Below are 18297 nucleotides of genomic sequence, written 5' to 3'. Positions count from 1 at the left end.
GTACGATCAGAACGTCGCCCAGGATGATCATCGCCAGCACCAAGGCGCCGATCATGCCTATCCACCACTGGACCGATCCGCCCTGGGCACTCAGTTGGTAGCAGGAAATTCCCAGCAGGAGCAGTACGCCCACCGCCAGGCCGGCAAAGATCACGTGGATACGAGTGGAACCTTGGAATGACCTAATCATGGTCATGTCTCCTGAGTCTCGGTTGTAATTCCGGGTTCGAAAGCCCGGTATTTTTTGTTGCGGGAACCTGCCAAGCCGGCACCTTCACCGGCTTCCATCACTTACGCCATCTCGGGCAGCGTTACGAAATCATCGACCGAGGTGACCATGCCGGCGATGAACCCAAACGGTAGACGACCGCCCAAAGCCCGCGCCGGTAGAGCCTGGGCGGGCTGGATCTCCAGTACCTCCTCGTCGCCGGCAGCGCGACGCTTCACCAGTCGAGTCTCTCCATCGCCACGGGCGATGAGCGGGACGCTGCCAGGATGTGCCCCGAGCAGGTCGCGGCTGTCGTTGCAGCGCACTTTCAGATCGACAGTGGGCATCAGGGCGCCGACAGGTTGATTGGCCGCGGACGCGGGCAGTCATCCGCAGCACCAGGGTCAACTGACGGAACGCGTGGATCCGATGCAAGGAGGGGGATCCACCGCCTGGGTTTCACCCGCAACCATGATCACCAGATGCCGGTACTGCTGGGGGCCTGAATGCTCCTCAGCAGACAGGCACCCGATTTCTCCTCACTCCGAAAAGCGCACGTAGCCGTCCGGTGTGGCACCAACAGCGGCCTTGGGTCGCCGTGCTGCCGCAGCAGGCTCCGCGCGAGCGGGACGTACCTGCTCGATGGCGCGTTCGAGGTGCTGGACAGCGCGCGCTTCGCCCGTATGGAAGAAGCCCATCAGGCGTTGCAGTTGCTCGGCCTGGCCGCTCATTTCCTCGGCGGTGGCCGCCAGTTCCTCGGACGCCGAGGCGTTCTGCTGGGTGATTTGGCTCAGCTGCATCATGGCGCCGTTGATCTGCTCGACGCCGGAGCTCTGCTCTTCCGAGGCGGACGCGATCTCCTGCACCAGGTCCGAGGTCTTGCTGATCGAGGGCACCATCTCGTCCAACAGCGAGCCGGCGCGTTCGGCCAGGGCCACGCTGCTCTTGGCCACGGTGCCGATTTCCTGGGCGGCGACCTGGCTGCGTTCGGCCAGCTTGCGCACCTCGGCGGCCACCACGGCGAAGCCCTTGCCGTGCTCGCCGGCCCGGGCCGCTTCGATGGCGGCGTTGAGCGCCAGCAGGTTGGTCTGGTAGGCGATGTCGTCGACGATGCCGATCTTGTCGGCGATGGTCTTCATCGCCACCAGGGTCTCGCCCACCGCCTGGCCACCCTCGTCCGCTTCACGCGCCGCCTTGCCAGCCATGCCGTCGGTGACCTTGGCGTTCTCGGTGTTCTGGGCGATGGAGGCCGACATCTCTTCGATGCTGGCGCTGGTTTCCTCGACGGAGGCCGCCTGCTCGGTACTGGCCTGGCTCATGCTCTGGGCGGTGGCGGAGATTTCCTCCGAGGCGCTGGCCAGGGCATCGGCCGAAACCCGGACCTCACCGATGATCTCGTTCAGCTTGCCGACGGTGCCGTTGATGGAGTTCTTCAGCTCCAGCAGCTGGCCCTGGTAGTCGCCCCGTACGGTACGACTCAGGTCGCCTTGCGACAGCCCACCCATCACGTCCATGGCTTCGCTCAGCGGTGCCACGATGGCATCCAGAGTGCCGTTGATACCGGCGACGATGCGGCGGAAGTCGCCCTGGTGGGCGGCAGCATCGGCACGGGCATCCAGGCGCCCGACGATGGCGGCCTGGCTCAGTTGGTTGGCGTCTTCGACCAGGCGCTGGATGTTACTGCGTACCTGTTCGAGGTTGTCGTTGATCACCGCCTTCTTACCGGGGAAACGCTCCAGCGGCGCGGACAGGTCGCCCTCGCCAAAGCTCTTCACGCAGGCCATGGCCTTACGCGAATCCTCCAGGTGACCGGCCACCATGCCGTTGACGCCCTCGGCCATGGTACGGAAGGTGCCGGAGAACTGCTCGGCGGGAATTCGCGCATCGGTCTCGCCGCGATCATGGGTGGTCGACATGGCGGTCATTTCTGCCACCAAGCCGCGCAAGGTCTTGACCATGTTCTGCATCGCCGCCATCAGACTGGTCTGATCACCTGCGCGTAGCTTGAGGTCGTCGGGCAGATCGCCTGCGGCCACCCGACCGGCAACCGCGGCGACCGCCGCCGGCTCACCGCCGAGTTGACGCAGCAGGTTGCGGGTGATGAAGAACCCCAGCAGGCCAACGGCCAAGAGGGTGGCCAGCGCGATGGACATCGCCAGCCAGGTCGCCTGGACCTTGGTCTTCACGGCGACCTGGACACCTTGCTGGGCCAGGCTCTGGTTGTAGCTAACATGCTCGTCCAGTGACTTGTTGACCGCATTGAGCACATCGGCCTTGCTGCGCAACAAGGCCTGAGCCTCTTCATTGCGATTCTGGCGCGACAGCGACACCACCTGGTCGCCCAGGGCGAACAGCGCGTTGATGCCGGCGCGATCGGCGGCCAGCAGTTCGCGGTCGCGATTATCCGATAACAGGCCTTCGTACTTACTCAGGCTCTGCTCGACCCGTTGCTTGGCCGCGGCCAGGTCCTGCTCGACCTCCGTCATGCCCTGGGCATCGGTCGACAGCACGTGGCGATAAATCGCCGTCACATAGTCGGAACGGCTGTCGTTGATCTCGCCGAGTGCCTTCAGGCTGGGCACGGTATTGTCATTACCGTAGTTGGCCGCATCGAAGACCTGGTCTATTTCATACTGGCCCACACCCGCCAACAGCAGGATGCCTAACAAGGCGGAAAGCACCAGCAACAGCATTTTCTTTACGACAGTCATAGCGGCATTCTCGAAGAGGCCGTTGGGGAGCGGCCGGGTATGAAGGATCAGGAGTCGAAGGAGGTGAAGCCTTCGGGAACATTCGAATGGGTACCACTACGCAACGCGTTGCCCGGTTGTCGGGATGCCTTGGGTCGCGAGGCATCCAGCGCCCGCTCCAGATCCTTCACCACCCTGCTCTCTCCGGTATGGAAGAAGCCCATCAATCGTTGCAATTGCTCGGCTTGACCGCTCATTTCCTCCGCGGTAGCCGCCAGTTCCTCGGAGGCCGAGGCATTCTGTTGGGTGATCTGACTCAGTTGCATCATGGCGCTGTTGATCTGGCTCGCACCGCTGCTCTGCTCTTCGCTGGCCGACGAGATTTCCTGGACCAGCTCCGACGTCTTGCCGATGGAGGGCACGATCTGGTCCAGCAGCGTTCCGGCGCGCTCGGCCAGGGCCACGCTACCTTTGGCCACGGTGCCGATTTCCTGGGCCGCGACCTGGCTGCGTTCGGCCAGCTTGCGTACCTCGGCGGCCACCACGGCGAAGCCCTTGCCGTGCTCACCGGCACGGGCGGCTTCGATGGCGGCGTTGAGCGCCAGCAGGTTAGTCTGGTAGGCGATGTCGTCGACGATGCCGATCTTGTCGGCGATGGTCTTCATCGCCACCAGGGTCTCGCCCACGGCCTGGCCACCCTCATGCGCCTCGCGGGCGGCCTTACCGGCCATGCCGTCGGTCACCTTGGCGTTCTCGGTGTTCTGGGCGATGGAGGCCGACATCTCTTCGACGCTGGCACTGGTCTCCTCGACGGAAGCCGCCTGCTCGGTACTGGCCTGGCTCATGCTCTGGGCGGTAGCGGAGATTTCCTCCGAGGCGCTGGCCAGGGCATCGGCCGAGAGGCGGACATCGCCAATGATCTGGTTCAGCTTGCCGACGGTGCCATTGATGGAGTTCTTGAGTTCCAGCAGTTGGCCCTGGTAGTCGCCCTGTACGGTACGGCTCAGGTCGCCTTGCGACAGCCCGCCCATCACGCCCATGGCTTCGTTGAGCGGTGCCACGATGGCATCCAGGGTGCCGTTGATACCGGCGACGATGCGGCGGAAGTCGCCCTGGTGGGCGGCGGCATCGGCACGGGCATCCAGGCGCCCGACCATGGCGGCCTGGCTCAGTTGATTGGCATCCTCGACCAGGCGCTGGATGTTGCCGCGTACCTGCTCGAGGTTGTCGTTGATCACCGCCTTCTTGCCGGGGAAACGTTCCAGGGTAACGGACAGGTCGCCCTCGCCGAAGCTCTTCACGCAGGCCATGGCCTTGCGCGAATCCTCCAGGTGACCGGCCACCATGGCATTGACGCCTTCGGCCATGCTGCGGAAGGTGCCCTGGAAGCGTTCCGCTGGAATGCGCGCGTCGGTCTCGCCGCGATCATGGGCTTGCGACACGAGGTTCATTTCGGCCACCAGCGTCTGGATGTTGCCGCGCACCTGCTCGAGGTTGTCGTTGATCACCGCCTTCTTGCCCGGGAAGCGTTCCAGCGTGGCAGCCAGATCGCCTTCACCGAAGCTCTTCACGCAGGCCATGGCCTTGCGCGAATCCTCGAGATGGCCGGCCACCATGCCATTGACCCCTTCGGCCATGTTGCGGAAAGTGCCCTGGAAACGCTCCGCCGGGATGCGCGCGTCGGTCTCACCGCGATCGTGCTCGGTCGCCATGGAGGTCATGTCAGCTACCAGGCCGCGCAGGGTCAGCACCATGCGCTGCATGGCGGCCATCAGACTGGCGTCGTCCCCCTCGCGCAGACGCAGGTCGTCGGGCAGATCGCCTGCCGCCACCCGATTGGCCACGGTCGCGACCGCCGCCGGCTCGCCGCCCAATTGACGCAGCAGATTGCGGGTGATGAAGAGACCGAGCAGACCGATCGCCAGCAGGGTGGCGAGCGAAATGCTGATGGACATCAGGATAGCTTGGTCGCGGGCATGAGCGGCGACCTGAGCTTCATTGATACCCAGTTTTTGGTTAAAGGCTCGATGGGCATCCAGGACATCACCCACGTGATCGATGATTTTTCTATTCTCATCGAGGATGCGTTTGACCTCTTCGTCCTGGCTCGCTCGCGACAGGGGTATCACCCGCTCCGCGAGCTTGTTCAGAGCGGCGATGGCCGTACGGTCGTCATCCAGCATACGTCGGTCAGTATCGTTGGACACCCGTGCTTCATAGGCCTTGAGTGCTTCCTGAGTAAGATTCTGGGACTCACCCAACTCCTTCTCGGCTTGCTCGGTAGCGACGTCGCCGTTCGCCGCCAGATGACGATAGATGTTGGTGATGATATCGGCCGAATGAGCATCTATCGCGTCGATGCCAAGGATCGAGGGTATGGCGCTATCGTTACCGTAGTTGGCCCTTTCGTAGACCTTGTGCAGTTGGAAGTAGCCCAGACCGGAGAGCAGGAGGATGCCCAGCAGCGCGGAGAGAACCAGTAGGGACATGCGTTTGGTGACAGTCATAGGGATCGGCTTCCAGAAAGAGGTCAGGCGACGGCCGGCGCGGACGCCGGCAGTATGTTCAAGGATGCCTCGCTGATCAGGCCCCCAACGCTCAGGATCAAGGCCACGGCACCACTGCCGAGGATGGTGAAGCCACCCAGACTGCGGTTATGGCCGAACAGCGGACCGAGCGGCTTGATCACGGTCTGGAACTCGCCGAACAGTTGGTCCACCACCAGGCCGGCACGCCGCCCCGCGTAGCTCACCACCACCACGTTCTGGCGCCGCGGCGGCGCCTCTTCGATGGCGAATAGTTGGCGCAGCCGCAGCACGGGCAGTACCTCGCCACGCAGATCCAGGTAGTCGTTGCCGCGTACCTCGGCGCTCGCCGATTCGCTGAGTTCGATGCACTCTTCCACCGTGTCCAGCGGGACCACGTAGGTCGCCTTGCCGACCCCGATGAGGAAGCCGTCGATGATCGCCAGGGTCAGCGGCAGGCGGATGGTCACCGTGGTACCACGGCCCTCCTCGCTGGTCAGGTCGACGCTGCCGCGCAGGGCGGTGATGTTCCGCTTGACCACATCCATGCCGACGCCGCGACCGGAGAGGTTGCTGATCTGCTCGGCGGTGGAGAAGCCGGGTTCGAAGATGAGGTTGAGCACGTCCTTGTCGGGAAGTACCTGGCCCTCGGCGATCAGGCCGCGCTCGGTCGCCTTGCGCAGGATGCGCTCGCGGGAGAGACCGCCACCGTCATCGGTGACCTGGATGACGATGCTGCTGGACTCGTGATAGGCGTTGAGTCCGACGGTACCCTGGGCCGGCTTGCCGCGGGCGAGACGCAGCTCGGCCGATTCGATGCCATGGTCCATGGCGTTGCGGATCAGGTGGGTCAAGGGATCGCCGATCTTTTCCACCACGGTCTTGTCCAGCTCGGTCTCGCCACCGCTGATGCGCAGGGCGATGTCCTTGCCGATCTCCTTGGACACATCGCGCACCACCCGCTGGAAGCGGTTGAAGGTGGTGCCTATCTGCACCATGCGCAGGGTCAGGGCGGTGTCCCGTACCTCTTCCACCAGGCGCGACAGGACACCGGTGGACTCCACCAGGGCAGCCAGACCACTCTGCTGGGCGATGAGCTGGGTGCCGGCACCGGCGATGATGAGTTCGCCGATGAGGTCGATGAGTTGGTCGAGCTTGGTCGCGTCGATGCGGATCAGTTGACCCTCGCCGCCCGCGCCGGCACGCTGCTCCTGGATCTTGCGCTGCTTGCTCAGCGCCGCATCCACCACCGGTGGATTGACCAGATGGGCTTCCACCAGCACTTCGCCGATGGGTTGCCGGGGAATGGCGGGATCGGCCTGGCGCCGCAGGACTTCGTCCAATTCGGTGGCGGTCAGGGTGCCACAGCGCACCAGTATCTCGCCCAGGCGGAGGTCTTCTTCCGGCAGGGCGTCGATCAGTTGGCAATAATCGCTACTGCGGCTGTGCGGCGGCAGGATGCGGATTTCGCTGTCTTCGCGGACGAATTCGAAAGCCGACTCGATGGTTTCCTTGTCGGCATCGCTGTCGAACGCCACCTCGAAACCCAGGTAGCAGGTTTCCGGGTCCATCTCGGCGACCGCCGGGATGGCATCGGTCAGGGTGACGATGTTGACGATGCGACCGAAGCTGTTGAGGTAGCGTACAAAGGCCAGCGGGTCCATGCCGTTGCGCAGCATGTCGGGGCCGAAACGCAGCGACAGGTGCCAATGGCTAGCCGCGACGCCGTCCGCGTGCATGACCAGGCTACGCGAGGGCGCGGTGGCCTCGGGCTTGGTTTCCACTTGCAGATAGCGCTCCAGCCGCAGCACCAGGGCCGCACCGGCGGCCTCGAAGCCAGCCTCGGCGGCACTGCCGGCGGCCACCTGGGCGATCAACCCATTGAGGTGGTCGCAGACTTCCAGGAACAACGCGGACAGGGTTTCGTCGAATGCCAGCTCACCGCTGCGGATGCGGTCGAGCACACTCTCGGCAACGTGGGTGAAGGCCACGACGTGGTCCAGGCCGAAGAGCCCTGCCGAACCCTTGATGGTGTGGGCCGCGCGGAAGATGGCATTGATCAGCTCGACATCGTCCGGGGCCTGCTCGATCTGCAGCAGCGCTGCTTCCATCTGCTGCAGCAGCTCCTCGCTCTCGGCGATGAACGTCTTGAGGATCTCGTCCAGATTCATGCTGCCACTCCTTCCGCCGCAGCGAACGCGAAGAAGTCGGTCAGGCCGGCCAGTTCCAGCAATTCGGTAACCGCAGGACTGGGATCAACCAATTCCAGGTTGCCCCCCAGACGTCGTGCCTCGCGGTGGGCCAGCAGCAGCAGCTGCAATCCAGCCGAGTCGAATTCGTCGACCTCGGCAAGTTCCAGCGCGACGGTGACACCCGCGCTCAGGGGTTCCATCAACAGCGGCTTGCTGTCCGCTGCGGTGTAGATGGTCAGCGGCCCTGCGACGGGCAACCGGGTGCGAACGACGTCGTTCATGGCTAGCCTCCAGGGGCTATCAGGGCATGATCAGCTTGGAAACGGCAGCCAGCATCTGGGCCGGCTGGAAGGGTTTCACCATCCAGGCCTTGGCGCCGGCGGCCTGACCGGCAGCCTTCTTGGCGGCATCGGATTCGGTGGTGAGCATGATCACGGGGGTGAATTTGTAGGCCGGCAGCTTCTTGGCCGCCGCGACGAAGGTGATGCCATCCATGTTGGGCATGTTCACGTCACTGATGATCAGATGGATCTTGCGACCATCCAGCTTGGTGAGGGCATCGCGACCGTCGCAGCCCTCGATGACGTCGTAGCCAGCGCCCTTGAGGGTCATGGCCACCACCTGGCGGATGGAGATGGAGTCGTCGACGATCATGATGGTTTTGTTGCTCATGGAACTTCCCTGCTAGAAGAAGGTGATATCGGATTCGGCAGCCGCCGCGGGTCGTTTGCCGTGGTGCACGGCGACCTGCTCGGCCATGGTGTAGGTGCGGGCCAGCTCGGCGAGCCACCCTTGGGTATCGAGCGCCGGCAGCGGCTCGCCACGAGCGGCGAGGGCCCGGCGCTCCACTACCAGACGCTCCAGACGGGCCTGGTCGTCCCGGATGTGCCCGAGCATCTGGCTGACCCGGTCCTGGAACTGCAAAGCGACCAGTACATCGGCGATGGCGCCGCCTACGGCCGAAGCATTGTTGGCCAGGGCGTCACTGCGCTCGACGACGTCACGGGTGGTGCCGCCGAAGGCGCCGATGACCTGCTCGATGGTCTGGCCTGAGGTATTGAGGGTACCGGTATCACGCTCGGCATGCAGTTGCGACAATTCCAGCGTGCGGGCGATGGCGCCATTCACCGTTTCCACGGTTTCGCCGATCTTCTGACCGGTGTTGCCGGACAGGGTGGACAGCTTGCGAACCTCGTCGGCGACCACTGCGAAGCCACGACCGGCTTCGCCGGCACGAGCGGCTTCGATGGCGGCATTCAGCGCCAGCAGGTTGGTCTGCCGGGCCACATCACCCACATCCTTGGCCATGTTCTTGAGCTCTTCGGTGAGCGCAGCCAGGCCGTTGATTTCATTGAGCAACGCGCTCTTGCTGGACAGGGCTTCACGCAAGGATCGCAAGATGCCGTCCAGCTGGTTCTGGCTGGTGGCCATCAGGTTCACCAGGCGATCGCCACTGCCCTGATCGTTGCCCGCCACGCTTTCGATGCGCCCCGCCAGCTCGGCGAAGCGGCTGGTCAGGCTGACGATCTCCTGCTCGGTGTGGGAACGCGCCGCCTCGATCTGTTCGGACCAGACCGGCAACACGGCAACGCAGAGGTTTTCCAGGGCTTCGTCCCGCCCGGTGGCGATGGTGTTCGCCTCGGTGCTTTGCAAAGCATGGATGTCACGCTGCAGCTTTCGCGACTGCTGGGCTTGCCAGAAGCCCACGCCGGTCGCGAGGCCCGCCTGGGCCAGCGCTACGACAGTGGTGAGGGTGGAAAAGCCGCCGATGCCGAACAGCGCCAGGACCGAAGTCGTACCTAGCAGTACGGGCGCCAGCGGAAAGGCGGAAACAGAAAGCTCAGGAGGAATTTTTGCCACTGTCGAGTACCGGTCTAGACGCCTTCAGGCGGGATAGTGTGACCGGGTTATCAGCTCAAAACAGCAAAAACTTTAATTTACTTGTTTAAAAAAGATCGATGATAGCAAAAGGCCATTATTAAACGTGGTCAAATTACACTCTTATCTTATGTCGTATCTTAGGATATTAGAACTCATCTCGACGTCTAGCCCGGGCCAATCGGTGGGCCACGGCACCGGCTTCCACCAGCACTTCCTGAACGTAATCCAGGTGCCGGCTGGCCGCCGCTCTAGCCTCGTCGGCGCGCCCCTCGACGATGGCTTCATATAACGCCCGATGTTGTTCGAGCAGTCTTTCGCGAGTCTCCCGCCGATGGGCGTGCATGCCGCCAATATTGGTCACCATATGGTGGCGTAGCAGTTCGAAAAGACTGCGAATGCTATGCAAATAAACGGTGTTATGACTGGCTTCGGCGATTGCCATGTGAAAGGCGGCGTCGGCATCTCCTTCTTCTTCCCGACTAAGGGTTTCACGCCGACGATAACAATCTTCCAGCCGCTCCCAGGCCAGCGTGAGCCGTGCCAGATCCGGCTGCGTGGCACGCTGAGCAGCGTAATAGGCACAGGCGCCTTCCAACGTGTGACGAAACTCCAATAAATCGCGACGGGTTTCCTCACGGCTTTCCAGCAGGGGCAGTAAGGGATCGGTGAAGGCGCTGTTGAGAGCTTCGGTGACGTAGGTCCCGCCCCCCTGACGACTGAGCAGCAGACCTCGGGCGGTCAATTTCTGGATCGCCTCGCGTAACGACGGCCGGGAGACGCCGAAGCGCTCGGCCAGGGCGCGCTCAGCGGGCAGCCGCTCGCCAGGTCGCAGCGAGCCCTCAGCTATCAGGGCCTCCAGATGCTTGACGATGTCGTCGGACAGACGACGTTGTTTGACCGGTTCGAAACTCATGGGGGCCTCTGAAAGAGCGCGTGGCAGAGCCTGGGACTCGACCAGCAGAAAACGCCAAAGACTAAAGTCGCACGATAACGCGTTTGACAGCGACAAAGACCGCGAATAACGTGCGGGAAGTCGCCCTTGTAAATTGGTCTTACCAATTTTTGCCACAAGCCGCGATGCGATGCAACCCCGTCCCGCCGCCTCCCTACAAAAACAATCAAGGAGCACTCGATGGAAACCTGGCAACAGATTTACCTCCCCCTTGGCAGCCTGGGCCTTTCGGCCTTCGTCGCCGCGCTGCCCATCCTGTTTTTCTTCGTCGCCCTCGCCGGTCTGCGCCTGAAAGGGCACGTGGCGGGCGCCCTGACCCTGGGGATCGCCCTGCTCATCGCGCTGTTCGTCTACCACATGCCGGTGGACAAGGCGTTGGCCGCGGCCGGTTACGGTTTCCTCTACGGTCTTTGGCCCATCGCCTGGATCATCGTGACGGCGGTGTTCCTCTACAAACTGACGGTCAAGTGCGGCCAGTTCGATATCATCCGCAGCTCGGTGCTCTCCATCACCGATGACCAGCGCCTGCAGGTGCTGCTGATCGGCTTCTGCTTCGGTGCCTTCCTGGAAGGCGCGGCCGGCTTCGGCGCCCCGGTGGCCATCACCGCTGCCCTGCTGGTGGGCCTGGGCCACAATCCGCTGAAGGCCGCCGGTCTCTGCCTGATCGCCAACACCGCGCCGGTTGCCTTCGGCGCCCTGGGCATCCCGACCATCGTCGCCGGTCAGGTCACCGGTATCGATGCCTTCAAGATCGGCGCCATGACCGGTCGCCAGCTACCCTTGCTGTCGCTGCTGGTGCCGCTGTGGCTGATGTTCATGATGGATGGCCTGCGCGGCCTGCGGGAAACCTGGAAGCCGGCGCTGATCTGCGGTGGCACCTTTGCCGTCTTCCAGTACCTGACCTCCAACTTCATCGGCCCGGAACTGCCCGACATCACCTCGTCGCTGGCCGCCATGATCGCCCTCACCGGCTACCTCAAGCTGCGCCAGCCGCAGCATGCCACCGCGGGTGCCACCACCATGGTCGGCAGCGGCGGGGGGGCCGCCATGCTGGGCGGCGGCGCCGGCTTTGGCAGCGGCGGTCGTCTGCCGCCGGAGCATTCCCTCGGCACCGTGATCAAGGCCTGGTCGCCCTTCCTGATCCTCACCGTGGTGGTCACCATCTGGACCACCAAGGCGTTCAAGGCGCTGTTCGCCAGCGGCGGTGCCCTGTACGCCCTGGTGATCAACGTGCCGGTGCCCTATCTGGACAAGCTGGTGCTCAAGGCAGCGCCCATCGTCGCCACGCCCACCCCCATGCCGGCGGTCTACAAGCTCGACCTGCTGTCGGCCTCGGGCACCGCCATCCTGATCTCGGCGCTGATCTCCATGGCCATCTTCCACATCAAGCCCTCGACCGCCCTGGGTGTGTTCAAGGAAACCCTGGTGGAGCTGCGCAAGCCGATCCTGTCCATCGGACTGGTGCTGGCCTTCGCCTTCGTCGTCAACTACTCGGGCATGTCCACCACCCTGGCCCTGCTGCTGGCCGGCACTGGCGCACTGTTCCCCTTCTTCTCGCCGCTGCTCGGCTGGCTGGGGGTGTTCCTGACCGGTTCGGATACCTCGTCCAACGCCCTGTTCGGCTCGCTGCAGGCGACCACCGCGCACCAGATCGGCGTTTCCGACACCCTGCTGGTGGCCGCCAACAGCTCCGGCGGCGTGACCGGCAAGATGATCTCGCCGCAGTCCATCGCCGTGGCCTGCGCCGCCACCGGCATGGTGGGCAAGGAGTCCGACCTGTTTCGCTTCACCGTGCGCCACAGCATCGGCTTCGCCGTGCTGGTCGGCTTGATCACCCTGGCGCAGGCCTATGTGTTCACCGGCATGCTGGTGCATTGATCGTGCGGTTCCCGGCGGCGGCCCCGGTCGCCGCCGGTTCTCTTTTGACCGGGCCAACCCGGAGTACGCCTGATGAATGATCTTTTCTACAACGCCGCCCCCAACGCCACCCGGACCGCGCCGCCGCTGGCGCCGCCGCGGACCTATCCGTCGGAGAAGCCGACCCAGGTCTATCTGTTCGGCACCTGCGTGGTCGACCTCTTCTATCCCGAAGCCGGCATGGACAGCATCCGCCTGCTGGAGCGCGAAGGCCTCCGCGTGCATTTCCCCCAGGCGCAGAGTTGCTGCGGTCAGCCGGCCTATACCTCGGGCTATACCGAGGAGGCCCGCACCGTGGCCCGTGCCCAGCTGGCGCTGTTCGCCGAACCCTGGCCGGTGGTGGTGCCCTCCGGCTCCTGCGCCGGGATGCTGCGCCATCACTACGCCGAGCTGTTCGCCGACGAACCCGAGACCTTGCGGCAGGTGCAGGACCTGGCCGGCCGCACCTACGAACTGGCGGAATTCCTCCTGCACGTCTGCCAGGTGGACTACCAGGACCGCGGCGCCCCGCTCAAGGTAGCCCTGCACACCTCCTGCAGCGCTCGCCGCGAAATGCAGACCCACCTGCACGGGCGTGCCCTGCTCGGCCAGCTACAAGCCGTGGAGCGTGTCGACCATGACCACGAAAGCGAATGCTGTGGCTTCGGCGGCACCTTCTCGGTACGGATGCCGGACATCTCCGGCGCCATGGTGGCGGACAAGACCCGCGCCCTGCAGGACAGTGGCGCCGCCCAGTTGATCACCGCCGATTGCGGTTGCCTGATGAACATCAACGGTGCCCTGGAGAAACAGCGTGCCGCCCTGCGTGGCGAACACCTGGCCAGCTTCCTCTGGCGCCGTATCGGAGGTGCCGCATGAACGAGATGTTGAAGATTCCCCTGACCGACGTCAGCGAAGCGCCTCCCTTCAAGGCACGCGCGCGTCGGGCCCTGGGCGACGACCAGTTGCGGCGCAACTTCCGCACCGCCATGGATTCGCTGATGACCAAGCGCCTGGCCAGCATGAGCGATGCCGACGAACGCGAGCGGCTGCGCGAGCTGGGCAATCGCATCCGCGCCCGGGCGCTGTCCAAGCTGCCCGAGTTGCTGGAGCGCCTGGAGGCGAATCTGACGCGCAATGGCGTCCAGGTACATTGGGCCGAGACCACCGCCGAGGCCAACGCCATCGTCCAGCAGATCGCCGAGCGCCACGAGGCCAAACTGCTGATCAAGGGCAAGTCCATGGTCAGCGAAGAGATGGACATGAACCACGTGCTCGGCGCCCAGGGCATCGACTGCCTGGAGTCGGACATGGGCGAGTACATCATCCAGCTCGCCGGGGAGAAGCCGTCGCACATCATCATGCCGGCCATCCACCTCAACCGGCAGCAGGTAGGCACTCTCTTCCACGAGCACCTGGCCGAGCCCTACACCACCGACGTCGACGAACTCATCCAGACCGGCCGGCGGGTGCTGCGGCGGAAATTCTTCGAGGCCGATATCGGCATCTCCGGGGTCAACTTCGCGGTGGCCGAGACCGGTACCCTGCTGCTGGTGGAAAACGAGGGCAATGGGCGGATGTCCACCACGGTGCCACCGGTGCACATCGCCGTGACCGGTATCGAAAAGGTGGTGGAGAATCTGCGCGACGTGGTGCCCCTGCTGTCGCTGCTGACCCGCTCGGCCCTGGGCCAGCCCATCACCACCTACGTCAACATGATCTCCGGGCCACGCAAGGCCGAGGAACTGGACGGCCCTCGCGAGGTGCACCTGGTGCTGCTGGACAACGGCCGCAGCCAGGCCTTCGCTGACAGCGAATTGCGCCAGACCCTCAACTGCATCCGCTGCGGCGCCTGCATGAACCACTGCCCGGTCTACACCCGCATCGGCGGCCACGCCTATGGCGAGGTCTATCCCGGCCCCATCGGCGCCATCATCACCCCGCATTTGGTAGGTCTGGAGCGGGCGCCCGATCACCCTAGCGCGTCTTCGCTGTGCGGCGCCTGCGGCGAGGTCTGCCCGGTCAAGATCCCGATTCCGGCGCTGTTGCGGCGATTGCGCGAAGAGAACGTCAAGGCGCCCGACGCCGAGCCGCACCTGCTGCGCGGCCAGGGCAGCAAGTTCTCCGCCCGGGAGCGCTGGACCTGGCATGCCTGGCAGAATCTCTATACCTCGCCGCTGCTCTATCGCGGCTTCAGCTACCTGGCGACCCGCTTCGGCCGCTTCACCCCCGGCCAGCTCGGCCCCTGGACGGAGCACCACAGCGCCCCCAAACCGGCGCGGCGCTCGCTGCACGAACTGGCCCGCGAACACCTGGAGAGACGCCCATGAGCGCCCGCGCCAACATCCTCGCCAAGCTGCGCGGCAGTCTCCAGGGCACCCAGCCCCTGGCCGACGACTTCGACGAAGCCCTGGTGACCAAGCCCTGGCTCTATCCGCCTGGGGAGCGCGTCGCCCGTCTACGCACCCTGATGGAGACGGTACACACCGAAACCCATCTCACCACCACGGCGGACTGGCCGGCACTGGTGGAGCGCCTCCTCGCCGAGCGCGGCCTGGACCAGCTGCTGATCGCCCCCGGCACGCCCCACGGCGCGCGGCTGGTGGAGCGCTGGCAGGGCGAAGGCCAGCCGCGCTGGAAGGCCTATGACCGCCCTGTGGAAGAGTGGAAAGCCGAACTATTCGACGACACCCCCGCCAGCCTCACCGGCACCCTCGGTGCCCTGGCCTCCACCGGCAGCCTGGTGCTCTGGCCGGATCGCCAGGAACCACGCCTGATGAGCCTGGTGCCACCGCTGCACATCGCCTTGCTCAGAGCCAGCACCGTGGTCGACAACTTCTACGAGTTGCAGCAACAGCACGACTGGCGCAGCGGCATGCCGACCAATGCGCTCTTGATCTCGGGACCGTCGAAGACCGCCGATATCGAGCAGGTACTGGCCTACGGCGCCCATGGGCCGAAGGATCTGGTGGTGTTGATCGTGGAGGATGAGTGAGCTGTGCCATCCCCCTCACCCCAGCCCTCTCCCTCAGGGAGAGGGGGCGCCAGGTGTTGCATCCTAGGTTGCGGTTGAGCGCAGCGAAGCCCAACAATCCCACGCCGCCCTCACTTCACCTGGCCGATCCGCTCCTTATCCGGCCAGAACAACGCCGCCTGTCCCAGGCGCTGCCCATCGCTGTCGAGCAGATTCCACACCACCCCGGCGTGGATCATGAAGGCCCTTCCCGCCTGGTCTACCCGCCAGCCTTCGTAACCACTGGCATAGCCCTGACGCACGACCGTCTCCATCAATACCTGACGCGCCGCTCGGTCCTTCGGCGAGGCGCTGAACCGGGATGGCATGCCGATGAATTCCGCGCGTGGATAGCCAAAGCAGCGCAGGGCCTGCTCGTTGGCGTAGCAGAACAGCGGATCGCTTTCGTTGCCGTGGGCCAGCAAGGCATAGGGCGCTCGCTCGTGCAGCCAGGTCAAGGCCTCAGCCTGGGGTAACCCGGCGGGACGCGGCAGACACTGGCCGAGCCAGTGGCGATAGGAGTCTTCCAACAGAGGAAGCAGGGTGAGATCGGTGGCGGACAAGCGTGCTCTCCTCGAAGACCGCGACAGGCGTCATCGCATTCAAGAGCACGCCGGCGGGCTTGGGAAGCCCTGTCCGCCTTCGGGCGGTCCGCAGCGCGCGGCGGACCACCGCCAGGCAGGTCTTACTTGATCGCGGTCAGGTCGATGCGCACCACGCTTTCCGGCGCGGTATTCATGTACTCCTTGTCGAAGGGCGTCTTCACCGTCGCATACAGCGTCTGGCCATCCGGGCTGACCAGCAGGCTGTTGGGATTGGGCTTGAGGTCGTAGGCCTTCTTCTCGGCGTAGGTGGTGGCGTCGAGGATCAGCAGGCGACCGGTCTCGCGCTGGGTGATGTACAGCTCGTTACGCTGGGTATTGAGCTTGATGGCCAGGGCATCGCCCACCGGCAGGCGCTTGATCACCTTGCCGGTACGGATGTCGAAGACCAGCACGGTCTTGGCTTCCGAGTTGTCGGTGACGAACAACTGATGGTTCGCCCGATCCTCGGCCAGGTTCAGCAGCAGGTACTTGCCACCGTCGCCGGGGGTCCAGCGGTGCTCAATCTTGCGGGTGCGCGGATTGATCACCAGCACTTCGCCGCTGCCGTTGGCCGCATAGAGGCGCCCGGTGTCATCGGAATACAGCAGGCCGGTGACCCACTTGCCGGCGTTGGGAATGCGCGCCTTGAGGGTCAGGGTCTTGGCGTCCACCACCCAGATGACGCCCGGATCGCCGACGCCGCCGACGTACAGCAAGCCATCGTGCAGGATGACCTGGCGCGGATTGACCGGATGGCCATCGCGGCCCATCTCGTTGAATTTCAGCCGCTTCTCGACCTTGCCGGTGCGCAGATCGATACGGCTCAGGCCGCCGTCTAGGGAGTTGGTGACGAACAGCGTCTCGCCACTGGCATCGGTGGTCAGGGCGAAGTTCTTCAGATCGGTATGGATCTGCCCGGTGATCGCCAGGGTGACCGGGTCCAGTTGGTAGATCACCCCGCCGGTGACGCCCTTGGTCAACTGGGCGGTCGCCGCATAGACCGACTGCTTGGCCGGGCTGTAGGCCAGTTCGTAGACGCCATAGCCCAGCTCGATACGCTTGAGCTCGGCCGGTGCCTGGGGTGTGGCGGGTTGGGCGGCGACTGGCGTCGGCGCGGGAGGGGCTGGCGGTGGCGCCTCCGAGCGGGTGGAGCAGGCAGCCACTGCCAGCGACAGCAGCGCCATGGCGCCCAGCTTGGAAACCTCGTTGAAAGACACCGCCATTTGCTTCTCCTACGGATAAGGTGCGAGGGATCGCGTGACCCCGGAAATGATAAACGTTCGCACTATGCCCAAGCAGAACAGGTCAGACAAGGTCGAATCATCCGGCCGTTGCCGCCCGGATTTCACCGCGCGCCCTACCCGCCGCTCTAGTCCACGGCTTTGAGCCGACCCTGACGATCCAGGCGGAAACGCGAAAAATCCTCGGCCAGCTGCAACTCGCCATGGAAGAACGCCGCGGCTTCCTCACGCAGTTCCTCAATGGAAGGCAAGCGCCCCGGATCGGCCTGGTAGCGCGGGCTGAAATGGGTGAGCAGCAGGGCCGGCAGTCGCTCTGCCTGGGCGAAGCGGGCAACGCCAGCCGCGCTGCTGTGGCCCCAACTCTGGCCGGTCTTGTCGATATGCGCCTGGGCGTAGGTGGCCTCATGGACCAGTACCTGGGCGCCGCGACAGGCCTCGGCGAGCAGCTCGGGACGGTCATTATCCCCCGCTACCACCAACCGCCTTTCCGCATAGGCGGCCTGCAGAAAGTCGGCACTGCGCAGCAGGCGTCCCTCGTGCAGCACGTCTTCGCCGGCGTGCAGACGCCCCCACAGCGGCCCACGCGGCACCCCGGCCGCGGCCAGGGCCAGCGGGTCCAGGCGTTGCGGCCGGCGGGTCTCGCGGAAGCGGAAGGCATGGCTGGGGACCCGGTGGGAGAGCGGAAAGGCGTCGATGTCCCAGCCGCCCAACGACAGGCCCGTAAAGGTTTCCAGGGCCTGGAACTGCAACTCGAACGGCAGGTGCAAGGCGGTGAGCGCCTGGGTGGCGGCGAGCCAGTCCTGCACGGCCTGCGGGGCGATCAACGCCAGCGGCGCACTGCGACCGCTCATGGCGGCACTGGCCAGCAGGCCCGGCAGACCGTAGCAGTGATCGCCGTGCACATGGGTGATGCAGATACCCCGCAGGTCCGCCACCGACAACGGCGTGCGCAGGAGCTGATGCTGGGTGGCCTCGCCGCAGTCGACGAGAAACCAGCCCTTGCCCTGGTCCTCGATCAGGGCAAGGGCCGCGACGTTGCGCCGGCGGGTTGGCACCCCGGCCGAGGTGCCGAGAAAGAGGATGTCCATGGGCGCTCCGCAAAAGCGGCAGTCTAG

At 64.7% G+C, this 18297-nt stretch carries 14 protein-coding genes and 2 pseudogenes; 4 read left to right on the top strand and 12 right to left on the bottom strand.

What is annotated here, in order from left to right:
• Positions 1 to 291: 291 nt before the first annotated feature.
• From CCZ28_RS01845 to CCZ28_RS01810, 9 genes and pseudogenes are all read right to left on the bottom strand, one after another.
• Complete coding sequence (locus CCZ28_RS01845) at positions 292 to 555, bottom strand: hypothetical protein (protein ID WP_140215420.1); 264 nt, start codon at positions 553 to 555, stop codon at positions 292 to 294.
• Positions 556 to 747: 192 nt separating this feature from the next.
• Positions 748 to 1611: pseudogene (locus CCZ28_RS24970) on the bottom strand (methyl-accepting chemotaxis protein); the annotation flags it as partial.
• Positions 1612 to 1623: 12 nt separating this feature from the next.
• Positions 1624 to 2919: pseudogene (locus CCZ28_RS24965) on the bottom strand (MCP four helix bundle domain-containing protein); the annotation flags it as partial.
• Between the two features lie 47 nt (positions 2920 to 2966).
• A complete protein-coding gene (locus tag CCZ28_RS24960; RefSeq protein WP_140215417.1) occupies positions 2967 to 5405 on the bottom strand; it encodes a methyl-accepting chemotaxis protein in 2439 nt (812 codons plus the stop codon).
• 23 nt (positions 5406 to 5428) lie between these two features.
• Entirely contained in the window at positions 5429 to 7594 is a 2166-nt protein-coding gene (locus tag CCZ28_RS01830; RefSeq protein ID WP_140215415.1) for a chemotaxis protein CheA, read from the bottom strand.
• Positions 7591 to 7896 carry an STAS domain-containing protein gene (locus CCZ28_RS01825; protein ID WP_140215414.1) on the bottom strand — a complete coding sequence of 102 codons (306 nt, stop codon included), beginning with the start codon at positions 7894 to 7896 and terminating at the stop codon, positions 7591 to 7593. Before CCZ28_RS01825 ends, CCZ28_RS01830 begins: the two co-directional genes overlap by 4 nt.
• A 19-nt stretch (positions 7897 to 7915) precedes the next feature.
• Positions 7916 to 8287: a response regulator gene (locus tag CCZ28_RS01820; protein WP_140215412.1), complete on the bottom strand. Its 372-nt coding sequence runs from the start codon at positions 8285 to 8287 to the stop codon at positions 7916 to 7918.
• 12 nt (positions 8288 to 8299) lie between these two features.
• A complete protein-coding gene (locus CCZ28_RS24955; protein ID WP_437179245.1) occupies positions 8300 to 9046 on the bottom strand; it encodes a methyl-accepting chemotaxis protein in 747 nt (248 codons plus the stop codon).
• Positions 9047 to 9641: 595 nt separating this feature from the next.
• On the bottom strand, positions 9642 to 10409 hold the full coding sequence (locus tag CCZ28_RS01810) for a GntR family transcriptional regulator (protein ID WP_140215410.1): 768 nt from the start codon (positions 10407 to 10409) through the stop codon (positions 9642 to 9644).
• Positions 10410 to 10628: 219 nt separating this feature from the next.
• Between CCZ28_RS01810 and CCZ28_RS01805 the strand changes: the two genes are divergently transcribed.
• The 4 genes from CCZ28_RS01805 (at position 10629) to CCZ28_RS01790 (ending at position 15339) form a co-directional block, all read left to right on the top strand.
• The gene (locus CCZ28_RS01805; protein ID WP_140215408.1) at positions 10629 to 12326 is read left to right on the top strand and encodes a lactate permease LctP family transporter; all 1698 of its coding nucleotides are present in this window, start codon (positions 10629 to 10631) and stop codon (positions 12324 to 12326) included.
• A gap of 72 nt (positions 12327 to 12398) precedes the next feature.
• A complete protein-coding gene (locus CCZ28_RS01800; protein ID WP_140215407.1) occupies positions 12399 to 13223 on the top strand; it encodes a (Fe-S)-binding protein in 825 nt (274 codons plus the stop codon).
• The gene (locus CCZ28_RS01795) at positions 13220 to 14674 is read left to right on the top strand and encodes a LutB/LldF family L-lactate oxidation iron-sulfur protein (RefSeq protein WP_140215405.1); all 1455 of its coding nucleotides are present in this window, start codon (positions 13220 to 13222) and stop codon (positions 14672 to 14674) included. The genes CCZ28_RS01800 and CCZ28_RS01795 overlap by 4 nt, the downstream gene beginning before the upstream one ends.
• Positions 14671 to 15339: a LutC/YkgG family protein gene (locus CCZ28_RS01790; protein WP_140215403.1), complete on the top strand. Its 669-nt coding sequence runs from the start codon at positions 14671 to 14673 to the stop codon at positions 15337 to 15339. Before CCZ28_RS01795 ends, CCZ28_RS01790 begins: the two co-directional genes overlap by 4 nt.
• A 110-nt stretch (positions 15340 to 15449) precedes the next feature.
• Here CCZ28_RS01790 and CCZ28_RS01785 read toward each other — a convergent pair whose 3' ends face one another.
• The 3 genes from CCZ28_RS01785 to CCZ28_RS01775 form a co-directional block, all read right to left on the bottom strand.
• Entirely contained in the window at positions 15450 to 15920 is a 471-nt protein-coding gene (locus CCZ28_RS01785) for an MEKHLA domain-containing protein (protein WP_140215401.1), read from the bottom strand.
• Between the two features lie 122 nt (positions 15921 to 16042).
• Entirely contained in the window at positions 16043 to 17164 is a 1122-nt protein-coding gene (locus tag CCZ28_RS01780; protein ID WP_140215399.1) for a YncE family protein, read from the bottom strand.
• Positions 17165 to 17310: 146 nt separating this feature from the next.
• Positions 17311 to 18270: a ribonuclease Z gene (locus tag CCZ28_RS01775; RefSeq protein ID WP_140215397.1), complete on the bottom strand. Its 960-nt coding sequence runs from the start codon at positions 18268 to 18270 to the stop codon at positions 17311 to 17313.
• Positions 18271 to 18297 lie beyond the last annotated feature (27 nt).

This window comes from Pseudomonas oryzihabitans, assembly GCF_006384975.1.
GTDB classification, from domain to species: Bacteria; Pseudomonadota; Gammaproteobacteria; order Pseudomonadales; family Pseudomonadaceae; genus Chryseomonas; species Chryseomonas psychrotolerans_B.
The sequence above is the reverse complement of the archived record's forward strand: the minus strand, read 5'-3'. Positions and strand labels throughout refer to the sequence as shown.